Here is a 23,252-nt window from a genome sequence, read left to right as displayed (position 1 = left end):
CAGCAGCCAAGGAGTCAGCGTGACGGAGCAGCCGAACACCTCCCCGTCGGAGGATCCCGGAACCCTGGACGACCTCCCCGACGAGGCCGCGGGGAGCGACCCGCGCCCGGCCCGCCGGGTGGTGGTCGCCGAGGACGAGACCCTGATCCGGCTGGACATCGTGGAGATGCTCCGGGACGCGGGCTACGAGGTCGTCGCGGAGGCCGAGAACGGCCAGCGTGCGGTCGAGCTCGCCCGCGAGCACCGACCGGACCTCGTGCTGATGGACGTGAAGATGCCGGTCCTGGACGGGATCACCGCCGCGGAGCAGATCGCGTCCGACCGGATCGCCCCGGTGGTCCTGCTCACGGCCTTCAGCCAGCGGGAGCTCGTCGAGCGGGCCCGCGAGGCGGGGGCCATGGCCTACGTGGTCAAGCCGTTCACGGTGGACGACCTCGTGCCCGCCATCGAGATCGCGATCTCCCGGGCCGAGGAGATCGCGGCGCTCGAGCACGAGGTCTCGGACATGAAGGAGCAGTTCGCCACCCGCAAGCTCGTGGAGCGCGCGAAGTCGCTGCTGACCACCAAGATGGGCCTCACCGAGCCCGAGGCGTTCCGCTGGATCCAGAAGACCTCGATGGACCGCCGGCTGTCCATGCGGGAGGTCGCGGAGGCCATCATCAACCAGGTCGCCTGACCGGGCCGGCTGACCCGCCGGGGCTCGGATGACCGCCCGCCCCGGGTCCTTCCCGGGCCCTAGGATGGGTGCGTGACTGAAACGACGCAGCAGACGCAGACCGACGCGACCCCCGAGACCGCCGTCCGCACGGTGACCGTCGGGGCCGAGACCGACCACCCCGTCGACGTCGAGATCCCCCGCCCGGTCTCCCGCCCCGACCGGAAGCTGCTGCTGGTCGACGGCCACTCCCTGGCCTTCCGCGCGTTCTTCGCGCTCTCCCGCGCCGCCGAGTACGGCGGGGGACCGGCGTTCGTGACCTCCGACGGCCGGCACACCGAGGCCGTCTACGGCTTCGTGAACACGCTGGTGAAACTGGTGCGGGAGCAGAAGCCCACGCACCTGGTGGTCTCCTTCGACCTGGAGGGTCCCACCCTGCGCTCCCAGGAGTACGAGGAGTACAAGGGCGGGCGGGACGAGACGCCCGAGGAGTTCCACGGGCAGATCCCGCAGATCCGCCGGATCCTCGACGCCCTGGGCGTGCCCGTCGTCACCGCCGAGGGCCACGAGGCCGACGACGTCCTGGCCACCCTGGCCCGCCGCGGCGCCGAGCAGGACTACGAGGTGCTCGTCTTCTCCGGCGACCGGGACGCCTTCCAGATGATCGACGAGCACGTCACGGTGGTCTATCCCGGGCGCACCCCCTCCGACCTCAAGCACATGGACGCCGCCGCCGTGGTGGACAAGTACAAGGTGCCGCCGCGGCACTACCCGGACCTCGCGGCCCTGACCGGCGAACAGGCCGACAACCTCCCGGGCGTCCCGGGCGTGGGGGCCGGCTTCGCGGCCAAGTGGATCCTCGCCTACGGCGGCGTCGACACGATCCTGGCGCACGCGGACCGGGTCAAGGGCAAGAAGGGCGAGGCGCTGCGCGAGCACCGCGCCGCGGTCGAGCGCAACCGGCGGCTCAACCGCCTGGTCACCGACCTCGGGCTGGAGATCGACCTCGCCGACGCCGGCCTGCCCGTGCCCGACTCCGAGGCCGTGGGAGAGGTCTTCGACGACCTCGAGTTCGGCGACGGCCTGCGCAACCGGCTCTTCGACGCGTTCGGCCGCCCCGCGGAGGAGGCCGCGCCGCCCGCCGACCTGGGTCTCGGGGAGGTCGAGCGTCCCGGCACCGCCGAGGAGCTGGAGCGGTGGCTCGCCGACGGGGAGGAGCCTGTGGTGCTGCACGCGCTGCACCGGGAGGACGACCCCGTCCTCCCGGGCGCCCGTGAGCTGTCCGGCATCGTCCTCGCCCGGGGCGGCCACCAGCCGTCCGCGCTGTTCCTGGACCTCGCGGCCGCGGACTCCGGGCTCGAGTCCGCGCTGGCCCGCTGGCTGGCCGACACGGACCGGGCCAAGGTCGTGGACGGGCTCAAGGACGTCTGGAAGTCGCTCGCCGTGCGCGGCCTGCCGCTCGCCGGGGTCGTGGACGACCCCCAGCTCTCGGCCTACCTGCTGCAGCCCGCACGGCGCAGCTACGAGCTCCCCGCCCTGCTCGAGGACCGGCTGGGACTGGCCGTCGCGGACGGGCCGGCGGCCGAGGGGCAGCAGCAGCTCGCCCTCGACGCGGAGCCCTGGCCCGCGCCGGCGGTGCTGCGGCGGGAGGCGGAACTGGCGGTCGCGACCGTCCAGCTCTCCCGGCACCTGCTGGAGAAGCTGGCCGAGACGCACCAGACCACCCTGCTCACGGACCTGGAGCTGCCCCTCGCCGTGGTGCTGGGCCGCATGGAGCTCGCGGGGATCGCCGTGGACCCCGAGGGGGTCCAGGTCCTGCTCGACGACTTCGCCCGGGTGATCGAGCAGGCGCAGCAGGAGGCGCACACCCAGATCGAGGAGCCCGTGAACCTGGGCTCCACCAAGCAGCTGCAGCAGGTGATGTTCGAGGAGCTGGGGCTGCCGAGGACCAAGAAGATCAAGTCCGGCTACACCACGGACGCCGACGCCGTGGCGGAGCTGCTCACCCGCACCGACCCGGACTCCAAGGGGCACCGCTTCCTCGCCGGTCTGCTGGCCTACCGGGACGCCAACAAGCTCCGCCAGACCGTCGAGGGCCTGCAGAAGGCCATCGCCGAGGACGGCCGCGTGCACACCACCTACATGCAGAACGTCGCCGCCACCGGCCGGCTGTCCTCGACCAACCCCAACCTGCAGAACATCCCGGTGCGCACCGAGGAGGGCCGCCGCATCCGCGGGCTGTTCGTCGTCGGGCGCCCGGAGGAGGGACGGGAGTACGACCAGCTGCTGACCGCCGACTACTCCCAGATCGAGATGCGCATCATGGCGCACCTGTCCGGGGACGAGGCGCTGATCGAGGCGTTCCGCAGCGGCGAGGACCTGCACCGCTTCGTCGGCTCGAAGATCTTCGGCGTGGCCCCGGAGGAGGTCACCGCGCCCATGCGATCCAAGGTCAAGGCCATGAGCTACGGGCTGGTCTACGGGCTGAGCTCCTTCGGGCTCTCCAAGCAGCTGAGGATCCCCGTGGACGAGGCCCGCACCCTGATGAGCGACTACTTCACCCGGTTCGGGGCGGTGCGCGACTACCTGCGCGGCGTCGTGGAGCAGGCCCGCGAGGACGGCTACACGGCCACGATCGACGGCCGGCGCCGGTACCTCCCGGATCTCTCCAGCGACAACCGGCAGCTGCGCTCCATGGCCGAGCGCGCCGCTCTCAACGCGCCCATCCAGGGCTCGGCCGCGGACATCATCAAGAAGGCGATGCTCGGCGTGGACCGGCGCTTCGCCGAGGAGGGGCTCGGCTCGCGGATGCTCCTGCAGGTCCACGACGAGCTCGTGGTCGAGGTCGTCCGCGGGGAGCGCGAGACCGTGGAGCGGGTGCTGCGCGAGGAGATGGGCGGCGCCGCCGAGCTGTCCGTGCCGCTGGAGGTCAACGTCGGCGCGGGCCGCTCCTGGCACGAGGCGGCCCACTGACCGTCCGGACCGGCGCACCGGCCGGCCCGCCCCCCGACCCCACCGCGAACGAGGAACACGCCATGGACCACCAGCACGACGCTCCGACGACACCGTCCACCCCCGGCACCGTGACCGAGTCCTACTCGGCCGACGGGCACGACTACACCTTCGCGGAGTTCGGCGTGGGCCCCGGGGGCGTCGCGGCCAACCCGGCCGCCGTGGAGTGGGTCCGGGCCATCCGCCAGGGCTTCCACCAGGCGGAGCCGACCGACGAGACCCTCGAGCGCACGCTGACTTGGATGCACGCCGAGCGGGTGCGGCTGCGGGGGGCCTACCCCCATGCCGTGCCCGAGGCGGCGCTGCCCACGCAGCGGCCCGTGGCGACCTTCACCTCCTGGGAGGGCTCCCTCAACGCGGGCCACGGCCGGCTGCTGCGCGCCCGGCTCATCTCCGAGGTCACCGTCCGGCCCACGCACAGCCGCCGCGGGCTGCTGCGCCGGCTCATGACGGGGGAGCTCGACCGCGCCCAGCGGGACGGCTACCCCGTGGCGCTGCTGACCGCGACCGAGGCCACCATCTACGGCCGGTTCGGCTTCGGCGCGGCCACGTTCAACCGCGAGGTCACCGTGGACGCCACCACCCGCCTGCAGCTCAAGGCGCCCACCGTGGGCAGCGTGGAGATGGCCGACGGCGAGGCGGTGCGCCAGCTCGCCCCCGTGCTCTTCCAGCGCTTCCACGAGAGCTCGCACGGGTCGGTGAGCCGGGTCGCCTACCACTGGCCCGAGTACACGGGGGAGTACGCCATCACCCCGCAGAAGGCGGACCCGGAGGTGCGCTGCGCCGTGCACTACGACGACGCCATGCGCCCGGACGGCTACGTGACCTACCGGTTCGAGCCCAACACCTCCTATCCGCTGACCCTGACGGTGATCGACCTCGTGGGCGCGTCCCCGGACGTCTCGATCGCCCTCTGGGACTTCGTGACCTCCCTGGACCTCGTGGACCAGGTCCGCTTCGGCCGCGCCCCCGTGGAGGACCCCCTGGTGTGGGCCATGGTGGACCGCGCCAAGTACCGCGTCACCGCGGAGTCCGACAAGGTGTGGGTGCGGGTCCTGGACCCCGCGGCCGCGCTGGTGGCGCGCCCGTACACCCCGCGCGGGCGGATCGTCATCTCCCTCGTGGACTCGATGGGCTACGCCGACGGCGTCTGGGCCCTGGACACCACCGGCGGGACGCCCGTGGTCGAGCGGCTCCGCGACCGGCCCCGCACCGCCGACGACGACGCAGGGCGGTCGGTCCCCGCGGTGGAGCTGCCCGACGGGGCGGACGTGGCGATGCGGGTGGACGTGCTGGGATCCCTGTACCTCGGGGCGGTGAAGGCCAGCACCCTCGCGCAGGCCGGGCTGATCGTGTCCCGGGACGAGGACGCGCTGCGGGACCTGCAGGACTTCATGGAGACCCCGACCGCCCCGTACGGCGTCACACAGTTCTGACCCGCCACCGCGCGGCGGGTCGCGTGTTGCTTCCCTTTTCGCTCGTCCGTAGACTGACCCGGTGCGTGCTCTGCACGTGCCCTGTCCAGCAATCCTTCGGAACGGCCGCGGTCCGGCCGGACAATCTCCGTTCCGACTGATCACAAACTATCCACATCGGAGTCCCTACTACATGACCACCACCACCCCGCAGGTTGCCGTCAACGACATCGGGTCCGCGGAGGACTTCCTCGCCGCTGTCGACGCGACCATCAAGTACTTCAACGACGGCGACCTCGTCGAGGGCACCGTCGTCAAGGTCGACCGCGACGAGGTCCTTCTCGACATCGGCTACAAGACCGAGGGCGTCATCCCGTCCCGTGAGCTGTCCATCAAGCACGATGTCGACCCGGACGAGGTCGTGACCGTGGGTGATGAGGTCGAGGCCCTGGTCCTCACCAAGGAGGACAAGGAAGGCCGCCTGATCCTCTCCAAGAAGCGGGCTCAGTACGAGCGCGCCTGGGGCGACATCGAGAAGATCAAGGAGGACGACGGCGTCGTCACCGGCACCGTCATCGAGGTCGTCAAGGGTGGTCTCATCCTCGACATCGGCCTGCGCGGCTTCCTTCCCGCCTCCCTCGTGGAGATGCGCCGCGTGCGCGACCTCGCGCCGTACATCGGCCAGCAGATCGAGGCGAAGATCATCGAGCTGGACAAGAACCGCAACAACGTGGTCCTGTCCCGCCGCGCCTGGCTCGAGCAGACCCAGTCCGAGGTCCGCTCCAACTTCCTGCACAAGCTCGAGAAGGGCCAGGTCCGCACGGGCACGGTCTCCTCGATCGTCAACTTCGGCGCCTTCGTGGACCTGGGCGGCGTCGACGGCCTGGTGCACGTCTCCGAGCTGTCCTGGAAGCACATCGACCACCCCTCCGAGGTCGTCGAGGTCGGCCAGGAGGTCACCGTCGAGGTCCTGGACGTCGACATGGACCGCGAGCGCGTCTCCCTGTCGCTGAAGGCGACCCAGGAGGACCCCTGGCAGCTGTTCGCCCGCACCCACGCCCTCGGGCAGGTCGTGCCGGGCAAGGTCACCAAGCTCGTCCCCTTCGGTGCGTTCGTGCGCGTCGAGGACGGCATCGAGGGCCTGGTGCACATCTCGGAGCTCGCCCAGCGCCACGTGGACATGGCCGAGCAGGTCGTCTCCGTGGGCGACGAGCTCTTCGTCAAGGTCATCGACATCGACCTGGACCGCCGCCGCATCTCGCTGTCGCTCAAGCAGGCCAACGAGGGCGTGGACCCGGACTCCACCGAGTTCGACCCGGCCCAGTACGGCATGGCCGCCGAGTACGACGACCAGGGCAACTACAAGTACCCCGAGGGCTTCGATCCCGAGACCAACGAGTGGATCGAGGGCTACGAGACCCAGCGCGCCGCCTGGGAGCAGCAGTACGCCGACGCCCAGTCGCGCTGGGAGGCGCACAAGGAGCAGGTCCGGAAGTCGATCGCCGAGGACGCCGAGGCCGCCGCAGGCGGGACGACGAGCTCCTCGTCCTCCTCCTCGTCGTCCTCCGCTCCCTCGTCCGCGCCGGCCCCGACCAGCTACTCCTCCGAGGCCCCGGCCGCCGACTCCGGCACCCTGGCCTCCGACGAGGCCCTGGCCGCGCTGCGCGAGAAGCTGACCGGAGCCTGATCCGACAGGCACCGCCGGGCCGTTCCGCACGGCACTGACCACGACGGCCCCCGCCCCCCTCGAGGGGTGGGGGCCGTCGTGGTGTCCGGGTCCCGGACCGGCCGAGCACCGCTCAGGTCCGGCCCCCGGCGGGGGTGTCCACCCAGTCGACGCCGACGGGGCGCAGGACCCCGGCGCCGGAGGTCAGCGAGGCCACGCGGGAGTGCAGCGCGGCGACGGCCGCGTCGTCGTCGGGCAGGGCGAGGCCCAGGTCCGCGCCGGCCGCCCCGTAGGCGGTGTCCAGGACCGTGGTCCCGGTCGCGCGCAGCTCGTTCTCGATCCGGCCCGCGTCCGCGTGGGACGCCGGGAGCCGGTAGAGCCGCTGCCGCCGGCGGACCACCAGGGACGCGCCGTCGAGGGCCTGGGACACGGCCTCGGAGTACGCGCGGACCAGGCCGCCGGCGCCGAGCAGGGTGCCCCCGAACCACCGCACCACCACGGCGCTCACGTCCGAGAGGTCGGTGACGTCGCGGCCCTGCGCGTCCGTGGCGGTGCGCCGCAGCACGAGGGCCTCGAGCATCGGCAGTCCCGCGGTGCCGGCGGGCTCGCCGTCGTCGGAGGAGCGCTGCACGTCCCGGTCGGGGCCCAGGACGAACGCCGAGCAGTGGTGGCGGGCGTCGTGGAAGCCGCGCCGCAGCTCCTCGACCAGGGCCCGGGCCTCGGCCTCGGTGGACGCCCGGCGCAGCACCGCCAGGAAACGGGAGCGCTTGATCTCCAGCTCGGCCACCGCCTCCGTGCCCGCGGCGAGCGTCGTGTAGCGGGTGGCGCGGCTGAGCAGGGGGTCCGGGTCCATGCTCCCCACTCTAGGCCGGGCCCCCGCGCCCTCGACGGGACCGGGACGGGGTGCTAGACAGGGGGCATCCGCCACCGAGGGAGCAGACATGCGCATCGCCGACACCTCCGATCTCTGGTGGAAGCAGGCCGTCGTGTACTGCGTGGACGTCGAGCGGTTCCTGGACACGGACGGCGACGGCACCGGGGACATCGCCGGGCTCGCCGAGCGGGTGGACTACCTGGCGGAGCTGGGCGTCACCTGCCTGTGGCTCATGCCGTTCTACCCCACGCCGAACCGGGACGACGGGTACGACGTCACGGACTTCTACGGCGTCGACCGGCGGCTGGGCAGCTTCGGCGACCTCGTGGAGCTGGTCCGCACGGCCCAGGACCGCGGTCTGCGGGTCATCGCCGACCTCGTGGTCAACCACACCTCCGACCAGCACCCGTGGTTCGAGGCCTCCCGCTCGAGCACGGACAGCCCGTACCGCGACTACTACGTGTGGCGCGCCGACGAGCCGCCGGACACGTCCGAGAAGGCCGTGTTCCCCGACAAGGAGGGCGGCATCTGGACCCGGGACGGGACCACCGGGCACTGGTACCTGCACCGCTTCTACCGCCACCAGCCGGACCTCAACCTGTCCCACCCCAAGGTGCGGGACGAGATCGCCAAGGTCGTCGGGTTCTGGCTGCACCTGGGACTCGACGGCTTCCGCGTGGACGGGATCCCCCAGCTGCTCACCCTCGGGCAGGGCGACGACCTCGAGAACCGGGGCGGGTTCACGGACCCGCACGGTTTCCTGCGCTCGCTGCGGAAGTTCGCGAACCGCCGCAACGGCCGGGCCGCCCTGCTGGGCGAGGTCAACCTGCCCTACCAGCAGCAGCTCGAGCTGTTCGGCACCGAGGACGCGGGGGAGCTGACCATGATCTTCGACTTCGTGGGCATGCAGAACCTCTACCTCGCACTGGCCCGCCAGGACGCCGGGCCGCTGTCGAACGCCCTGAAGAACCGGCCGCGCATCCCGCAGGACGCCCAGTGGGCCAACTTCGTGCGCAACCACGACGAGCTCACCCTCGACCAGCTCTCCGAGTCGGAACGGGAGGAGGTGTTCGCGGCCTTCGGCCCCGAGGAGCGGATGCAGGTCTACGGCCGGGGCATCACGCGGCGGCTGCCGCCCATGCTGCAGGGCGACCAGCAGCGCATCCGGATGGTCTACTCGCTGCTCTTCTCGCTGCCGGGCACCCCGGTGCTGTACTACGGCGAGGAGATCGGCATGGGCGAGAACCTCGCCGCCGAGGGGCGCATGGCCGTGCGCACGCCCATGCAGTGGACCGCCGGCCGCAACGGGGGCTTCTCCTCCGCCGACGCCGAGGACCTCTCCGCTCCGGTCGTGGAGGGGGAGTACGGGCCCGCGCACGTGAACGTGGCCGACGCCAAGCGGGACCCGGACTCCCTGCTGCACTTCGTCACCGGCCTGTCCCGGCGCTACCGGGAGTGCACCGAGCTGGCCTGGGGCCCCGCCGAGGTCCTGGACCAGCCGCGCCGGGAGGTGCTGGCCCACCGGTGCTCGTGGGAGGGCTCGGGCATCGTCGCGCTGCACAACCTCTCCGCGGAGCCCACCACGGTGCCGCTGCGGCTGCCGGACGAGGAGGAGGGCACCGAACTGCTGGACCTGCTGGCGGACGGGACGTGCGCCCTCGACGCCGACTCCTCCGTGGAGCTCGACCTGGAGGGCTACGGGTTCCGCTGGCTGCGGGTGCAGCGGGCGCACGGGCCCGGCACGCTGCCGGACGTCATGACCACCGTGGCCGGCGCCGGAGAGGCATGAGCGCCCGGCGGCACGCGGCCGGGGCAGGCCGCTAGCATGTCCCCATGCTGACCATCGGACTCACCGGCGGAATCGCCTCGGGCAAATCCACGGTCTCCCGGCGGCTCATGGAGCTCGGGGCGACCGTGATCGACGCCGACGCGATCGCCCGCGCGCTGCAGGAGCCGGGCCGGCCCGGTCTCGAACGGATCGTCGAGGAGTTCGGTCCCTCCGTGCTGACACCCGACGGCCGCCTGGATCGGGCCGCGCTCGGCGCCCGGGTGTTCGGGGACCCGGAGGCGCGGTCCCGGCTCAACGCGATCATCCACCCCCTCGTCCGCGCGGAGGCAGAACGCCTGGCCGCCGCGGCGGGGGAGGACGCCGTCCTGGTCGAGGACATCCCGCTGCTCGTGGAGACCGGCCAGCACGGGCGCTTCGACCTCGTCCTCACCGTCCAGGCCCCCGTGGAGGAACGCGTCCGGCGGATGGTCGAGGACCGCGGGATGACGGAGGCGGACGCCCGCGCCCGCATCTCCGCCCAGGCCACCGACGAGGACCGGGCGGCCGTCTCGAGCACCGTGCTGGTCAACGACGACTCCGTGCAACGGCTGCTGGACCGCGTCGACGCGTGGTGGGAGTGGCACGTGGAGCCGCGACTGCCGCCCGCCCCGCCCACGGAAAGACCCTCCGCTCTCCGGTGACAAGAGGGTAGGGTCGAGGCAACCGAAAGGCAGAATCGACGCACGAGACCGAAGCACACAACCGAGATACGGCGGCCGTCCGCTCGTTCGAGGCCGGGGGCAGCCGGGGAAGCACGGCAATGCTGAACAGACTGCACGACTCCCTGCGACTACGGACCAGCCCCACCATCTTCTTCGGCGCCGCCCTGGTGATCATCGCGTTCGTGGTCATGACGCTGGTGTTCACGGACTTCATGGACGCGGTCTTCACGGGCGGCTCCACCTGGGTCATCAACCAGCTCGGCTGGTTCTACATCCTGGGCGTGACCGTCTTCTTGCTGTTCCTGATCTACCTCATGGTCAGCAGGTTCGGACAGGTCCGGCTCGGGGCCGACGACGAACGGCCGCAGCACTCCAACCTGTCCTGGTTCTCGATGCTCTTCGCCGCCGGCATCGGCACGATCCTCATGTTCTGGGCCGTGGCCGAGCCGGTCAACCACTTCGCGAACCCGCCGCGCCAGGGCGTGGAGCCGGCCTCCATCGAGGCGGCCAGCGAGGCCATGGGCTTCACGCTCTACCACTTCGGGCTGCACACGTGGACGATCTTCACCCTCCCGGCGCTGGCCTTCGGCTACTTCATGTACAAGCGCAACCTGCCGCCCCGGGTGAGTTCCATGTTCCAGCCCCTGCTGGGGGAGCGCATCCACGGGCCGGCGGGCCGTGCCATCGACATCCTGGCCATCGTGGGCACCCTGTTCGGCGTGGCCGTCTCCATCGGGCTCGGCACCATGCAGATCAACAGCGGCCTGGCCCGGCTCTTCGGGATCTCGGAGTCCGCTCTGTCCCAGATCCTCATCATCACCGCCGTGAGCCTCGTGGCCTCGGTCTCCGTGGCCCTCGGCCTCGACCGGGGCATCAAGCGTCTGTCCAACACCAACATCCTCATCGCGATCGGTCTGCTCACCTTCATCCTCATCTCCGGGCCCACCGTGCTGATGCTCAAGGGCATGGTCGAGTCCGCCGGCACCTATCTGTCGATGCTCCCGGCGCTCGCCTTCTGGAACGACTCCCTCGCGGACACCGGGTGGCAGAGCGGCTGGACCGTTTTCTACTGGGCCTGGACCATCACCTGGTCCCCGTTCGTGGGCATCTTCATCGCCCGCATCTCCCGCGGCCGCACGATCCGCCAGTTCGTCGCCGGAGTGCTCGCGCTCCCCACGCTGTTCTCCGTCATCTGGTTCGGCATCTTCGGCATGGGCGTGTTCAACATCGAGCTCAACGGCGGGGGCGGGCTCGTCGAGGCCGTCGTGGACGAGGGGGACATTCCCGGCGCGATGTTCGTCTTCCTCGAGAACTTCCCGTTCTCGACCGTCACCTCCGCCGTGGGCGTGCTCATCGTGGTGCTGTTCTTCATCACCTCGATCGACTCCGCCGCCCTGGTCATGGACACCATGGGCAGCGGCCACGAGGAGGAGTCCCCGGTCCACCAGCGCGTGTTCTGGGTCGTGGCCATCGGCCTCATCGCGGCGATCCTGCTCACCGCCACCGGCGCCACCGGCCTGGCGGCACTGCAGAACGTGGCCATCCTCATCGGCCTGCCGTTCTTCGTCCTGGGGTACGTGATGATCTACTCCCTGCTCAGAGCCCTGCGTGAGGACGCCGGGGAGGTGGGCGTCCTGCCCACCCGCCAGTGGCGCCGGGTGCTGCCGCCCGAGGAGTTCCGCCGCCGCACCTCCACCGGCGACGAGGTGGACGAGGAGATCGTCGTGGCCCCGGACTACGTGCACGGCTCGGAACCGGCCAACGCCCCGGCCATGGACCACCCCGAGCAACCCGTCTATGTGCGGGAGTACCGCACGAGCACGGGCTCGCTCAAGAAGATCCGCGACATCGAGTAGCGGGCGCGGACAGTGCGGACCGAGCGGGCCCACCGGCGTCACCGGCCGGGGGCCCGCGCCGTTCATCCGCCCCGTTCATCCGCTCCGAGCACCCGCTCCGGGGACCCGGCCGGGCGCTAGACTGGTGACCACCATCACAGGGGTCAACGGGGGACGTCATGGCGAAGAACAGGAAGAACACCAACCAGGGCGGCGAGCAGCAGCACCGCATCCTCGACCGGCTCAACGCCATCGCGATGCGCGTCTACGGGCCCGGGGACCGCCTGGCCCAGGCGCAGGAGGGCGAGCAGATGAGCGATGCCGCGCAGACGTGGTACCAGGAGGTCCAGGAGCACTTCTCCGTGGAGAAGGACGAGCACGGCAACGAGTACCTCTACCACCGGGACGACTCCGGGGAGGGCACGAACACCGGCAGCTCGCGCAACTGACGCGAACACAGCAGGTCGGGGCGCAGCGACGTGGATCGAAGTCCGTTGAGCGAGTGCTTGGGGCCTTTTCCGACTCATAGGCCGAGACGGATCTTGTACTCGTCCTCTGGGAAGCAGTATGTCTTCCACGGGTCCGTGCCGGCTGTGACGTCATGACCGAGCGGTCAGCTGTCGGTGGCGGATCGCCCCACCCTGAACCGACCTCGTGGATCCTCCTGGGCGGACACGTTCCGTGGAGGTGACGGTCTTCGACGAAGGACGGGACGGCATGACCTCGGCAACGTCATGCCCTCATCTCGACCAACCGGTGGCGTCGACCGTCATCGAGACGACCTGCCCCTCCGACACGCAGGCGACGGGACGGACGGGCGGGCCCGAAGAGGCGCTCAGGTTCCGTCGGCGAGGCTCACCGTGCCACCCAGCACGTCGTCGCACAGAATCCTCTGTGTCCGCTCGGGTTCCTCGAACAGCGGGCTGTGGGCGGACCGGTGGAACGAGTAGAAGCCCTTGATCGGCGCCTGCACCTTCTCGAAATACTCCCTCGTGAGGGGGTAGGAGCACGTGTAGTCGTGGATCCCGTGGAGAAGATGGAGAGGAACGGCCAGCTCGGTCACGGTCTCCCCCAGGCCGATGGCCAGGTTCTCGTGCCACAGGGCGCTGACGCCGGACGAGAATTTGCCGCGCCACAGCCTGACCTTCTCCGCGGGGGTGTACTGCGGGCTGCGCAGTGACGGCCAGAAGATGCCGGAGAGCACCGAATGCATGTCCCGGGTCGTGCCGACACCCAGCCGGTGCATCGCGGTGTCGCGGATCGCGAGATAGGCGCGGGGCGTTCCTCCCGTCACGGTCACCGGCGCCTTCTCGAGTCGCCGGACCATCCGCTCGTCGCCGAGTTCCTCGAACCGGCGCAGCATGTACTGGTGGGCCAGGACCTCTGACTGCAGTTGGTCGGCCATCTGGGCCATGCCGATGTAGGCGCGGTACCGCTCCGGTGCCCGGGCCACGGCCTGCAGCCCGAAGAACGTGCCCCCGGAATGCGCCATCAGGTAGATCTTGTCCGTGCCGAACCGGTCGCGCAGCCAGTCGGTCACGGTGAACGTGTCGGCGATGAGCTGCTCCGAGGTGATTGTCTCAGGAGGGATGTCTGGACTGTAGGAAAGCCCTGTCCCGCGCTGCTCCCACCAGGCCACCGTGAAGTGCTTCTCGAGAACGATGGGATACCGCTCGGTGAGGAAGTACTCCGGCATGCCTCCGTGCAGGTAGAGCAGGACCGGTTGCGCGGCATCCCGGCTCCGCAGGAACATGCCCTGTCGTACCCCGTTGACGTCCAGGTAGATCTTTTCTGCCAGGCCGGCGGCTGCCGGACGACCGTCCGCACCGACCACAGGGATGAGTTCGCCGTCGCTCCAGAGGTGGGTGCGGCGCAGCAGCGTGCCGACGGCGAGGGCGGTGGCGGCGGCTGAAGTCAGCCTGCGCAAGGCGGTCATGCGTCCCATTCCTGACTTGCTCGCAGTGCGGTGACAAGAACCCGGACATGGCGGCGCGGAACGCGTCGCCTGCCGGAGACAGACCCGTGACGGGTCCGGTGGAGGCTCGGTAGTGCCGCGTCGGCGGTCGCCGGGGCGGTGTGCTGACGACAGTAGGCGTCCTCCAGCTCGGCCGGTGGAACGCGAGGCAGGTGCCGGCGATCAGCACACGATGTGCGGAGTGGGCTGCCGGCTGCTGGTGCCCCAGCCGCTGCCCGGCACGGGGTGGCCCGGCCCCCTCGTGGGTCGACGGCGCGCCGGCCATCATCGGATGTCCAGGGAACCGTGGTCCGGGCCACGGCCCTGCCGGCCGACGACGACGTGGGAGAGCACGTGCTCGCGCAACGGCGCCGTCGCCAGCGAACCCGTCACGTGTCCCCGGCGCAGGACCGTCACCGGACGGTCGCCGTAGCAGGGACGCTGCCGGTCGTAGTCGACGTACTGGTCGTAGCGGGCCAGCATCGCCGCGACGTTCGCGCCGGGAACGGCCGTGAAGGCGTCCTCGAAGTCCAGCAGCCGGCGGATCCGCTCCTGGTCCGCCTGCGCCCGACGGCTGGTCAGACGCCGGTACGCGGACGTGAGGAAGACCTCGGCCAGGGCCGCCCCGGCGAAGACGGGGACATAGGCGTCCGCGGTGTTGTGGTGGGTGCGGTGCAGGTTGACCACCCAGCCGCCGAGGCTCACCCCGGAGAGGACCACCCGCGGGGACCCCTCTGCGCGGGCGGACCGGCCCACCAGGTCCGCCAGGGCCACGGAGGTGGCCAGCATGGCCGTGAACCGGTCCAGTGAGCCCATCGCCCCCAGGAACTCCCGGAGCGACCCGGCGTGGAAGGGCGCTCGCAGGAGGAAGACGTTCGCATCGGGTGGCTCCGGGACCAGGACGGCTCGGCCGAGGGTGTTCTTCGCGGTCCGCCCGAACGCGAAAGGCCGCTCGTTGTTGCCGTGGTGCAGGATCACCGTGGGCCGGTCGGGTCCGCACCACCGAACGACCATGCACGCCGGATCGAGGACGCCGGCCCGCGTGCGCGCCCGCAGTTCCTGCTCACCCTCGCGGGTGACCGACGGGGCCTCGACCGAGAGCTCGGCCAGGTGCTCGGCGACGGTGGCGCCGTCCGTTGTCTCGCCGAAGTACTTCCGGTGATCCGGCAGGAGGGCTCCGCCGAGAGTCGCCGCCCGGTCCAGGGCTGCGTGCGCTTCACCGGCCATCGCGGACTCCGTCCTCCGGGGCGTCCCGTCATGGAACTCCGTCACGGTGCTGCCGGTGATTAGTCTGGCCATGGGCACTGTCGAACGCAAGGCGGGGGCGGGGTGGGGCACGATGTCGCGACCGGCTCCGGCGGGGACACGGACGTCCCGCAACGGGCTCTTCCGCCCGTGGTGGTTCCTGGCCGTCACCTTCGGCTGGACATGGGCCTTCTGGTGGGTCCTCGTCGTGGTGGTGGCGCTCCTGCCGTCCGTCGTCGGGCGGGCCGTCACGGGAGGTGACGGCCCGTGGTTCGCGCCCGGAGCCGCGCTCGTGCTGGTCACGGCCGTGATCGCCAGAGTCGTCGAGGAGCCGGGGTGGCGGGACTACGCCCTGGACGCGCTGAGCGCCCGGCACGGTGTGGTGAACGCGGCCGGGGAGCTGGTCTCCGCCCCGGGGGCACGGACGGTCGAGACGGTGGTGACGCCGGCCATGACCGCCGTGGCGGTTCTCCTGCTCGCCCACCGGGTGGGCGGCCTCGCTGCGGACCGCTCCGCCGGCTCGGCGGGGACCGCGCTGAGGACGGAGCGCCGATGAGATCCCGTCTCCGAGGGAGCGTGTGGGTCCCCTGGTTCGGCGTCGGCCTGTTCGTGGCCGCGGCCTCGGCCGGGTACTTCTACAACCTCACCTTCGTGCAGTTGGGTCTGGTCGATCTGGGTGCGCGGGTGATCGGCCTGCCGGAGGCGCGGATCGCCCGGGCGATGGCACTGCTGGCCGGGCTGACGCTGCTCGTGGCTCTGGGGGCGGGACTGGTGATGCACCGCCGCCGGTGGAGCGAGGACTTCCGCGTCAAGCTGCGGCTGCTGGCCGTGGTGGTGGTTCTGCAGACCGGGCTCACGGCCGTGGCGCCGCAGCTGCGCAGCGAGGCGGGGCTGCTCTCGTGGGTCGTGGTCGCCTCCGTCGGCCTGGGCCTCGGGGTGCCCAGCCTGTTCGGTCTCACCTGCGACCTGGTGCCCGTCCGCCACCGGGGTGCCGTCGCGGCGGTGGTGACCTCGACGGCGTTCCTGCCCGCCGCGGTGTTCTCCTCGGACTGGCGGATCGAGCAGTTCGCCGCCCAGCTGCTGTGGCTGATGCTCCCCAGCGCCGTGGCCCTGGTGGTCCTCGCCTTCGTCCCGTGGCCGGCGACAGCCGCCCTCGCCGAACAGCACCACCTGCCCCGGTACGGGACCGGCCGCTTCGTCCGTCACCGCGCGCGGTCCCGCCGGTGGCCGGGGCGTGCGTTCACGCTCGCCCTGGTGCTCATGTTCGGCGTCTACTTCATCGACAGCCTGGGGTTCCTGCGCATCGTCGACACCCCCGTCTACATCGGCTCCGCCTGGCACTCGAGCGACCCGGCGACGCTGTGGGCCATCGGGGTCGCCCACGTGCTCGCGGCCGTGCTCGCCGGGATCCTCTACCCGGCACTGGGGCAGCGGGTCCTGCTGGGCTGGATCTTCGCGCTCTTCGCCCTGGTCCAGCTCAACTACGTGCTCCACGCCCTGACCACCCCCGAACTGCCGGCCACGCTGGGGATGCCGTTGCTCTACGCGGTGGCGGTGAGCATCTACACGGTGCTGAACTTCGCCCTGTGGGCGGACTTCTCCACCCCGGCCACGATCGCGCGCAACACCGCCCTGGGAGTCGGGGTCTCCGGCTGGCTGGCGACGTTCCTGAGCACCTCGCTCTCGATCTGGTGGGCGGCCGTCGAGCTGCCGTTCGCCGAGCACCTCCGGGCCGTCGCCGCGATCAGCCTGCTCCTGTTCACCGTCACCGTCCTGCTGTTCCTCCTCCCGGAGCGGCAGCGGGCCGAGGAGGAAGAGCCCGCATGACCCCGGTCCCGACACATCACCTGCGCCCACTGCTCCTGTGTCTGTTGCTGGGTCTCCTCGTCACCGGATGCAGCACCCCGGCGCAGACGGGTCGGTACTCCGCGACCCTGATCACCCAGCAGGACCACGTCGTCGAGGACGGCCAGGTCCTCGTCGGGGACACGGTCGTGGCCGGCGGGACCGTGGTCCTGGAGGAGGGCGCCGAGCACCGCGGTACCGTGACCGTGCTCGCCGGCGAGGCCCGGATCAGCGGGCGGGTGGCCGGGGACCTGACGGTCCTCGGCGGAACGGCGACCCTCACCGGCACCGCGGAGCTCACCGGGGACGTGGTGTCGGCCGGCGGGTCGATCGCCCGCGATCCCGGAGCGGTCGTTCGGGGCACCACCACCGAAGAGCCCAGCCCGGCGACGGTGCTCGAGCGGGGGAGGGAGCCCCGGGCAGCCGGGGAACGGGCGCTGTGGTCGCTGCTCGGGGTGGCCGTCATGGCCGGCCTCGCCTGGCTGGCCGCGCGACTGGTGCCCCGCCCGCTGCACCGCACGTCGGCCGCGGCCACGGGCTTCCCCGTGGTGAGCGGCGCGCTGGGCACCCTGGTGCTGATCACGGCTCTCCCCCTCGTGGCGTCGATGATCTTCACCCTGTTCCTCATCCCGGTCGCCGGGATCGTGCTGCTCGGGCTCGGCGCGGCCACGGTGTACGGGCTGCTGGCCGTCGGGCGCGCACTGGGGGTGCGCGCCGCCCGGCGCCTCGGACGGACCTGGTCGACACCGGTGGCCGCGGCGCTGGGCACGGCGGTGCTTGTCGCGGCCCTGCAGCTGATCGGACTCGTGCCGTTCGCCGGGGCCGCCGTCACGGGGATCGTGGTCGTGGTCGCCGTCGGGGCGGGGTTCCTCACCGGGTTCGGCCTGCGCCCGTACACGCCTCCGGACGACGGGATCGACGACGGCGGCGCGCTGCACGCGGAGGGTTGACGCGGTGGTGGATCCGGTGCGGCCACCGCATCCGCCGGGCCGGGACGGGGGCATTGGTCGTCGTCAGGCGGCGCCCCTGCTGCGTTCCGCGATCCAGGAGGCGACGGTCGTGACGAGCGCCTGGTCCACGGGTCTGTGGACCAGGCGGCGGTAGCCGGCCAGGCTCGCCGGTCCCGGCTCCCGGCGCAGGCATCACCTGGAGTGCGGAGATGGAGAGGAGCGGCACACGCACATCGGCGTGCAGATCGCAGAGTTTCTCGAGGGGGGTGAGCCGGAGCACGCGATCGGCACCGTCCAGGGTCAGTTCAGCCATCGTCGTCCTTTCCGTGCGGCGCTGCGCGCGGTCCGGCGCCGCGGCGGGGCGGGCCGTGCGGGATCCGATCCGCCCCGGGCGCGGCGCTCAGAGCTCCTTCCTGCGCAGGCCCACGGCTGCGGCGGCCAGGCAGACGAGCGTCAGCACCGCGGTCGTCAGGATCGGTCCGGAACCGATGAGCATGCCGCCGGCCAGGACCGGCCCGGCCAGCGGTCCGAGGCTCCAGTGCAGCACGTCGAAAGCTCCGGGCACGAACGCGACGAGCAGGTCGGTCCCGATGATCCCCACCAGGGGCACCGCCACGATCAGAGTCCTGGACCACGTCAGCGCGCTGAGCGCGAGCACCAGGGCGAGGTGGAAGACGGCCAGCAGTCCCACCAGCACCATCCCGCCGACGCCGATTGGACGATGCCATCGGCCACGTCACCGCGACGTGCAACAGCGTTCTGCACCGCCTGGACGGCCGGTCCGGCCAACATCGGCGAGTCGATCGAGTAGCCGACGATCCGCCACGCGCTGCGCTCACACATCACCTTCCCGGCCCCTGTGGCCTCGTCGATCAGCAGATGGCAGCAGAACTCGGGGTCTTCCTGGTGGGCGTCGAACAGGGCACTGGCCCGGTGCGCCTCGGCCAGCTCGGCAGCCGGGACAGGGTCCGCCGACCACCGGTAGCAGGGCTGGCGAAAGAGCTCGAGCACCGAAGCACGTCGCCGCGACGGGGATCCCGTCGGCGGCGAGCTCTTTCCCGAGCGGGCAGAGCCTTCCCCCTCAGTTGGGTTCAGGACACCGGGTCGGGCGGAACCAGGACGAAATTGCCGACGTGCGTCTTCTCGAGGAATGCCTGTTGGGCGGCCGCGATCTGGTCGAGCGGGAAGACTTTCGCCAGGAGAGACCGAACCTCTCCGCGCTCGATGTACGAGACGACGTCAGGGAATACCTCTTCGTCCCAGGCGGTGCACCCGATCAAGGTGAGGTCCTTCAGATAGAAGGTGCGCATGTCGAGTTCGACGAGAGGGCCGCCAATGGCACCGGAGGAGACATACGTCCCGCCCCTCTCGAGGAGGCCGAGCATTGCCGGGAAGCCGGGGCCGGCTACGTTGTCGATCACGACATCTACGCTCTCCGCGCCCAGCACGCGCTGTGGATCGTCCCGCCCGATGACCTCGTCGGCGCCCAGGGTGAGGACCTGGTCCTGTTTGGCTTTGCTGGCTGTGCCGATGACATGGGCTCCGCGTAGCTTGGCCAGTTGCACCACGGCAGAGCCGACGCCCCCGGAGGCGCCGGTCACCAGGACCCGCACCCCCGTGGTGATGCCGGCGCGGCGGACCATGTTCTCCGCCGTCCCGTAGGCGCACGGGACCGTCGCGAGCTCCGCGTCGCTCCAGTCGCAGTCGATCGGGAAGACCTCGTGCGCCGGGACCGCGACGAACTGCGCAAATGCCCCATTGATATCGGATCCCAGCCAGATGGTGTCCCACGAGGAAAACCCCTGCGTGCGCATGCAAGGACGGACCAGCACCCGTGCCCCGAGAGCGGACTCCTCGCCGCCGGGACCGACGGCCACGATCCGACCGCAGCAGTCCGCGCCCTGGATCAGGGGGAACGGGGTGACCGCATTCCAACCTCCGTCCGGCGGCGTCGATGCGCCTGCAGCGAGGTTCTCGGACGCGTCGTTGGTCCCTGCCGTCATCGACGAGGAGTACCAGCCGAGCCGGGTGTTGATCTCGGTGTTGTTCATGCCGGCCGCCAGGACCTGGACCAGCACCTCGCCCTCGGCCGGCGCGGGGACGGGCACTTGGGAGATCACGAGCCGGTCGTAGCCACCGACACCGGTGGTGACCACCGCCGTCATGGTCTCGCCGGCAACGTGTGTCTTGGATGGGGGAGGAGCCGTGGCCATCCCCTATCTTGTTTCACCTTCAGCGCCGATGCCAACAAGCCGACGGTCGCGGCATTCAAGCCGGCAGACCGATTTCGCGCACAGACTGTCGGCATCTCGACAGCAGCTCACCGCCGGGGGTCACCTCCGTGTCGATCATGGATCCTCAGGGGCCGGGCCGTCGCGATCGTTGTGCTGCACAAAGGTGGCCGTACTGGAGGGCAGCGACACATCGATGGCCACCACACTGGACGGGTTGGACTGGCCGGTGCAGTACGTACTGGGCTTCGCCCCGGCACGCCAGGACAGAAGCATGGGCCGACGGGAGCTGAACCCCGATGGGACTGGCGCGGATACCCAGACTCCCCATGGACCGGGGTTCTTCACGGTCATGGCAACCCCAGCCAGCCAGCGGTCATCCGGACCATCGGCATGGTGTTCGTTCGACAGGCATCCGCAGCAACGGCCGGAAGAATCACGCTCTTTGCAGCGGCCGCTGTCCGGGGGAGGCCCAGCATGCCGCCGAGGGCGTGCCACTGCCGGTCGAGAGAGGTCGAGTGGCCGCAAAGGCTGCGGAGCACGGGCGGCATCAGAGGGCTGTCGTCGAAAATGTCCAGGAGCCATCGAAACATCTGCGGTCACCCGCTTCCGATCGTTCTCCGGGAGGGGCCAATGACGCCCCGGTCAACGTCCAGGGGCAGTTTGCGCGAGGGCTTCTGCTGGAGGTCGACCCCACAGGACGGATCACGGCTGGTTCTGGAAGTCCGCCACGATGCTCGGCAGCCCCGCGGCCGCCGCGAGTCGCTGGCCGGACGCCCGCAGAGGGACCAGCCAGGACGCCGGGTTCGGCGTCGCGCCGGTCTGGTCCAGCAACGTCCCGTGACCACCCCTGTAGCAGAAGAAAAGCGTCCCGGACGCAGGCTGCTGCACGTCGTTGTCGTTCTTCGGACTGCCACCCGGAGCAACGCCACCGTTCGGTGTCGCAGGCAGGGCACGGTTGCGGATGACGGCAGCGGGTCGTTCAGCCGATGACGGTCAGGGCCGAGGGGGCGGACTCGACGCGCACCCTGGTGCGGGCGGGGACGGAGCGGACCTCCCCGTCGAGCTGGTAGGGCATCGGCTTGAGGGCGGTGAACTCGTAGCGGGCCACGCTGGGCTGGTTCCCCAGCCCGGTGGTGGCAGCGCGGGCGGCCTTGAGCAGCACGCGCCACTTGGCGGTGTGCGGGAAGAGGATCACCTCGAAGCGCCCGTCGGCCGGGCGGTCCTGAGCTTCACTGAGGATGGCGTGCTTGGCCATCCGGGGGATGTTGGCGAAGAGGAGACTGTCGATGTTCTGCCGGGTGCCGTCGGTGTGCTGGATGCGGAAGGGCCGGAACCGGGCGAAGGTCCGCACCACCGACACCATTTCCTTGAAGGCCCCTTTGTTGCCCTTCTCCAGGTCGAGGGCCACCACCGGGGTCAGTCCGAAGCCGATGTAGGAGTGGGCGTGGACGGCCTGGGCCCCGGGTCCGGCCCCGGTGGACAGGTGGAGCAGGTCCATCTGCCGCACCCGGCCTTCGGCGATGGCCTGGGCCAGGGGTTGTCGGGCGGCGGTGCGCTGGTGGTCGTTGGCGTTGCCGGCGGGCAGCACCGCGCACACGGTGTCGGTGGTCCCGGCGGCCATGACGCCGTTGACGATCTCGTGGTAGCCCCCGTCGCCGCTGACCGAGACGATCAGGGTGTTGGGGGTGCCGGCGGCCTCTCGGGCCAGGTCCACGGCGTGCCCGGCGTGCTCGGTCGGGAGCATGCGGATCTCCGGGGTGTCAGGCAGGTGCTGAATCAGCTGCTCGCGCAGCTTCGCGGCCAGTTCGGGGGCGTCCCCGGTGCTGTGCGGATTGAAGATCAGGCAGATGGTGTCGAACCGGCGGACGGGGGGAGCCGTGGTGTCGGTGGGTTCTGGGGCGTGGGCGGTGTTCATGGTGTGCCTGTCGGTCAGGGCTCGTGCTGGGTCCTGCGGTCTCATGCGCCGTCGCGGGCATCCAGTTCGGCGGTCAACTCACAGCACCGGTCCATGGTCGAGACATGGGGCCCGGCGGGGTCGGTGAGGTAGTCGTGGTCGAGCTGGCGGGTGATCCTCGAGTGCAGCACCTGCAGGTCGCCCATGCCCAGTCCGGCCAGGTCCTCCGGGAAGTCCTCGGTCGGGCCCAGGCGGCTGCCCGGTGTCCGCCGGGGTCCCTGGGTCATGCCCGGGGCGGGCAGGACGGCATGGGGCACGGGCGGAGTCCGGGAATCATTGTGGCCGGTGGGCTCTGAGGCGATGGTGGTCATGGGAACTCCTGGAGGCAACGGTTCGAACAGGTCAGGGAGCAAGCGGGTCAGGTCTCAGGGGTGAGGCATCGAGCTGGTCGGCATGTGTCGGGCCGCCCGCGACTGCCCCGGCGGTGTCCTGGGACGTCGCGGTCGGGGCGCTGCCGGGTGCGGCCGGAGCGGGGTGCAGCTGGGCGAGGAGACCGCCCAGCAGGATGGTGATGCCCTGGTCGAGTTCACCGGCCCCGTCGTAGTCGGCCAGGATCGGGGCCATGGCGCGCAGGAGGGGGAACTGGCGCGCGGGCAGCCGGTGCAGGCCCAGGCGCAGCAGGGACTCGTTCTCCTCCGCGTCCACGACGATCTCCTGGAGCTCGTTGAGGATGTGCCCGTAGAGGAACCCGTAGTAGGCCCGGTAGACGTGCAGGGCATCGGCCGGGGCGAAGCCGGCGTCGATGAGCAGGGCCAGGATGTTCTCCAGGGGCCGCAGGGTGCCCAGCGGCCGCAACCCGAGCGGGGTGGACAGCGGCCGGGTCACCAGCAGCGGCACCACGTGCGGGTGGGCCAGTGCCAGGTCGCGGAAGTCGTGGGCGGTGGCGCGCAGCTGCTCCTGCCAGTCCGCCCCGTCGGTGGGAATGACCAGCTGGTCCAGCACCAGCTCGGTGATCCCGTCCAGCAGATCCGCCCGGTTCTTCGCATAGCGGTACAGGCCCATGGGATCCCGGCCCAGCTCGTTGCCCAACCGGCGCATCGTGAGGGCCTCCAGGCCCTCGGCGTCCACCAGGGCCAGGGCCGCGGTGAGCACCACCTCCCGGCTCAGCCGCGGCCGGCGCGCC

20 protein-coding genes are annotated in these 23,252 nt (G+C 71.0%); 11 read left to right on the top strand and 9 right to left on the bottom strand.

The features are described 5' to 3' along the window. Positions 1–64: 64 nt before the first annotated feature. The 4 genes from ACH9D2_RS10450 to rpsA all read left to right on the top strand — a co-directional run bounded on the left by ACH9D2_RS10450 (position 65) and on the right by rpsA (position 6,769). Positions 65–676: an ANTAR domain-containing response regulator gene (locus ACH9D2_RS10450; protein ID WP_396362795.1), complete on the top strand. Its 612-nt coding sequence runs from the start codon at positions 65–67 to the stop codon at positions 674–676. Positions 677–748: 72 nt separating this feature from the next. Beyond that, entirely contained in the window at positions 749–3,628 is a 2,880-nt protein-coding gene (polA, locus tag ACH9D2_RS10445; protein WP_396362770.1) for a DNA polymerase I, read from the top strand. Positions 3,629–3,690: 62 nt separating this feature from the next. After that, entirely contained in the window at positions 3,691–5,103 is a 1,413-nt protein-coding gene (locus ACH9D2_RS10440) for a GNAT family N-acetyltransferase (RefSeq protein WP_396362769.1), read from the top strand. A gap of 172 nt (positions 5,104–5,275) precedes the next feature. Next, complete coding sequence (gene rpsA, locus ACH9D2_RS10435; protein WP_396362768.1) at positions 5,276–6,769, top strand: 30S ribosomal protein S1; 1,494 nt, start codon at positions 5,276–5,278, stop codon at positions 6,767–6,769. A 112-nt stretch (positions 6,770–6,881) separates the two neighbouring features. Here the strand turns inward: rpsA and ACH9D2_RS10430 are convergent, their stop codons facing one another. Next, positions 6,882–7,601: a YigZ family protein gene (locus tag ACH9D2_RS10430; RefSeq protein WP_396362767.1), complete on the bottom strand. Its 720-nt coding sequence runs from the start codon at positions 7,599–7,601 to the stop codon at positions 6,882–6,884. 88 nt (positions 7,602–7,689) lie between these two features. Between ACH9D2_RS10430 and ACH9D2_RS10425 the strand changes: the two genes are divergently transcribed. From ACH9D2_RS10425 to ACH9D2_RS10410, 4 genes are all read left to right on the top strand, one after another. Then, positions 7,690–9,411, top strand: coding sequence for an alpha-amylase family protein (locus ACH9D2_RS10425; protein WP_396362766.1), 1,722 nt, complete (start codon positions 7,690–7,692; stop codon positions 9,409–9,411). A 44-nt stretch (positions 9,412–9,455) separates the two neighbouring features. Beyond that, a complete protein-coding gene (coaE, locus tag ACH9D2_RS10420) occupies positions 9,456–10,091 on the top strand; it encodes a dephospho-CoA kinase (RefSeq protein WP_396362765.1) in 636 nt (211 codons plus the stop codon). Between the two features lie 119 nt (positions 10,092–10,210). Beyond that, entirely contained in the window at positions 10,211–11,968 is a 1,758-nt protein-coding gene (locus tag ACH9D2_RS10415) for a BCCT family transporter (protein ID WP_396362764.1), read from the top strand. Positions 11,969–12,126: 158 nt separating this feature from the next. Beyond that, the gene (locus ACH9D2_RS10410) at positions 12,127–12,396 is read left to right on the top strand and encodes a hypothetical protein (protein WP_396362763.1); all 270 of its coding nucleotides are present in this window, start codon (positions 12,127–12,129) and stop codon (positions 12,394–12,396) included. 386 nt (positions 12,397–12,782) lie between these two features. On the opposite strand, the gene ACH9D2_RS10405 is transcribed toward ACH9D2_RS10410, so the two are convergent. Beyond that, the gene (locus ACH9D2_RS10405; protein ID WP_396362762.1) at positions 12,783–13,883 is read right to left on the bottom strand and encodes an alpha/beta fold hydrolase; all 1,101 of its coding nucleotides are present in this window, start codon (positions 13,881–13,883) and stop codon (positions 12,783–12,785) included. A gap of 303 nt (positions 13,884–14,186) precedes the next feature. Next, positions 14,187–15,128 carry a hypothetical protein gene (locus ACH9D2_RS10400; RefSeq protein ID WP_396362761.1) on the bottom strand — a complete coding sequence of 314 codons (942 nt, stop codon included), beginning with the start codon at positions 15,126–15,128 and terminating at the stop codon, positions 14,187–14,189. 70 nt (positions 15,129–15,198) lie between these two features. On the opposite strand from ACH9D2_RS10400, the gene ACH9D2_RS10395 reads away from it, so the two are divergent. The 3 genes from ACH9D2_RS10395 to ACH9D2_RS10385 are packed head-to-tail and all read left to right on the top strand — an operon-like array spanning position 15,199 to position 17,941. Continuing rightward, positions 15,199–15,702, top strand: coding sequence for a hypothetical protein (locus tag ACH9D2_RS10395; protein WP_396362760.1), 504 nt, complete (start codon positions 15,199–15,201; stop codon positions 15,700–15,702). Beyond that, on the top strand, positions 15,699–16,973 hold the full coding sequence (locus ACH9D2_RS10390; protein WP_396362759.1) for a hypothetical protein: 1,275 nt from the start codon (positions 15,699–15,701) through the stop codon (positions 16,971–16,973). The genes ACH9D2_RS10395 and ACH9D2_RS10390 overlap by 4 nt, the downstream gene beginning before the upstream one ends. Further along, positions 16,970–17,941, top strand: coding sequence for a bactofilin family protein (locus ACH9D2_RS10385; protein WP_396362758.1), 972 nt, complete (start codon positions 16,970–16,972; stop codon positions 17,939–17,941). The genes ACH9D2_RS10390 and ACH9D2_RS10385 overlap by 4 nt, the downstream gene beginning before the upstream one ends. A gap of 400 nt (positions 17,942–18,341) precedes the next feature. Here the strand turns inward: ACH9D2_RS10385 and ACH9D2_RS10380 are convergent, their stop codons facing one another. From ACH9D2_RS10380 to ACH9D2_RS10355, 6 genes are all read right to left on the bottom strand, one after another. Beyond that, the gene (locus tag ACH9D2_RS10380; protein ID WP_396362757.1) at positions 18,342–18,632 is read right to left on the bottom strand and encodes a hypothetical protein; all 291 of its coding nucleotides are present in this window, start codon (positions 18,630–18,632) and stop codon (positions 18,342–18,344) included. A gap of 400 nt (positions 18,633–19,032) precedes the next feature. Next, entirely contained in the window at positions 19,033–20,106 is a 1,074-nt protein-coding gene (locus ACH9D2_RS10375) for an alcohol dehydrogenase family protein (protein WP_396362756.1), read from the bottom strand. 771 nt (positions 20,107–20,877) lie between these two features. Continuing rightward, a complete protein-coding gene (locus tag ACH9D2_RS10370; RefSeq protein WP_396362755.1) occupies positions 20,878–21,006 on the bottom strand; it encodes a hypothetical protein in 129 nt (42 codons plus the stop codon). Between the two features lie 148 nt (positions 21,007–21,154). Continuing rightward, entirely contained in the window at positions 21,155–22,090 is a 936-nt protein-coding gene (locus ACH9D2_RS10365; RefSeq protein WP_396362754.1) for a diacylglycerol kinase family protein, read from the bottom strand. Between the two features lie 41 nt (positions 22,091–22,131). Next, positions 22,132–22,440 (bottom strand): hypothetical protein, encoded by a 309-nt coding sequence (locus tag ACH9D2_RS10360; RefSeq protein WP_396362753.1) that lies wholly within the window; start codon positions 22,438–22,440, stop codon positions 22,132–22,134. Positions 22,441–22,471: 31 nt separating this feature from the next. Beyond that, a partial coding sequence (locus ACH9D2_RS10355; RefSeq protein WP_396362752.1) for a TetR/AcrR family transcriptional regulator C-terminal domain-containing protein occupies positions 22,472–23,252 on the bottom strand: 781 nt, incomplete at its 5' end.

The sequence above is a fragment of the Kocuria rhizosphaericola genome (genome assembly GCF_044462205.1).
Taxonomy (GTDB): Bacteria; Actinomycetota; Actinomycetes; order Actinomycetales; family Micrococcaceae; genus Kocuria; species Kocuria rhizosphaericola.
Note: the sequence above shows the minus strand (reverse complement) of the source record. Positions and strands in the feature narration are given on the sequence as shown.

What these genes read in the sequence shown, in the direction of transcription:
- ACH9D2_RS10440 (WP_396362769.1), top strand. Translation starts at nt 3,691, where the DNA reads ATGGACCACCAGCACGACGCTCCGACGACACCGTCCACCCCCGGCACC.
- ACH9D2_RS10360 (WP_396362753.1), bottom strand. Translation starts at nt 22,440, where the DNA reads ATGACCACCATCGCCTCAGAGCCCACCGGCCACAATGATTCCCGGACT.
- ACH9D2_RS10400 (WP_396362761.1), bottom strand. Translation starts at nt 15,128, where the DNA reads ATGGCCGGTGAAGCGCACGCAGCCCTGGACCGGGCGGCGACTCTCGGC.
- ACH9D2_RS10410 (WP_396362763.1), top strand. Translation starts at nt 12,127, where the DNA reads ATGGCGAAGAACAGGAAGAACACCAACCAGGGCGGCGAGCAGCAGCAC.
- coaE (WP_396362765.1), top strand. Translation starts at nt 9,456, where the DNA reads ATGCTGACCATCGGACTCACCGGCGGAATCGCCTCGGGCAAATCCACG.
- ACH9D2_RS10395 (WP_396362760.1), top strand. Translation starts at nt 15,199, where the DNA reads ATGGGCACTGTCGAACGCAAGGCGGGGGCGGGGTGGGGCACGATGTCG.
- ACH9D2_RS10365 (WP_396362754.1), bottom strand. Translation starts at nt 22,090, where the DNA reads ATGAACACCGCCCACGCCCCAGAACCCACCGACACCACGGCTCCCCCC.
- ACH9D2_RS10415 (WP_396362764.1), top strand. Translation starts at nt 10,211, where the DNA reads ATGCTGAACAGACTGCACGACTCCCTGCGACTACGGACCAGCCCCACC.
- ACH9D2_RS10385 (WP_396362758.1), top strand. Translation starts at nt 16,970, where the DNA reads ATGACCCCGGTCCCGACACATCACCTGCGCCCACTGCTCCTGTGTCTG.
- ACH9D2_RS10375 (WP_396362756.1), bottom strand. Translation starts at nt 20,106, where the DNA reads ATGACGGCGGTGGTCACCACCGGTGTCGGTGGCTACGACCGGCTCGTG.
- ACH9D2_RS10405 (WP_396362762.1), bottom strand. Translation starts at nt 13,883, where the DNA reads ATGACCGCCTTGCGCAGGCTGACTTCAGCCGCCGCCACCGCCCTCGCC.
- ACH9D2_RS10390 (WP_396362759.1), top strand. Translation starts at nt 15,699, where the DNA reads ATGAGATCCCGTCTCCGAGGGAGCGTGTGGGTCCCCTGGTTCGGCGTC.
- ACH9D2_RS10425 (WP_396362766.1), top strand. Translation starts at nt 7,690, where the DNA reads ATGCGCATCGCCGACACCTCCGATCTCTGGTGGAAGCAGGCCGTCGTG.
- rpsA (WP_396362768.1), top strand. Translation starts at nt 5,276, where the DNA reads ATGACCACCACCACCCCGCAGGTTGCCGTCAACGACATCGGGTCCGCG.
- ACH9D2_RS10430 (WP_396362767.1), bottom strand. Translation starts at nt 7,601, where the DNA reads ATGGACCCGGACCCCCTGCTCAGCCGCGCCACCCGCTACACGACGCTC.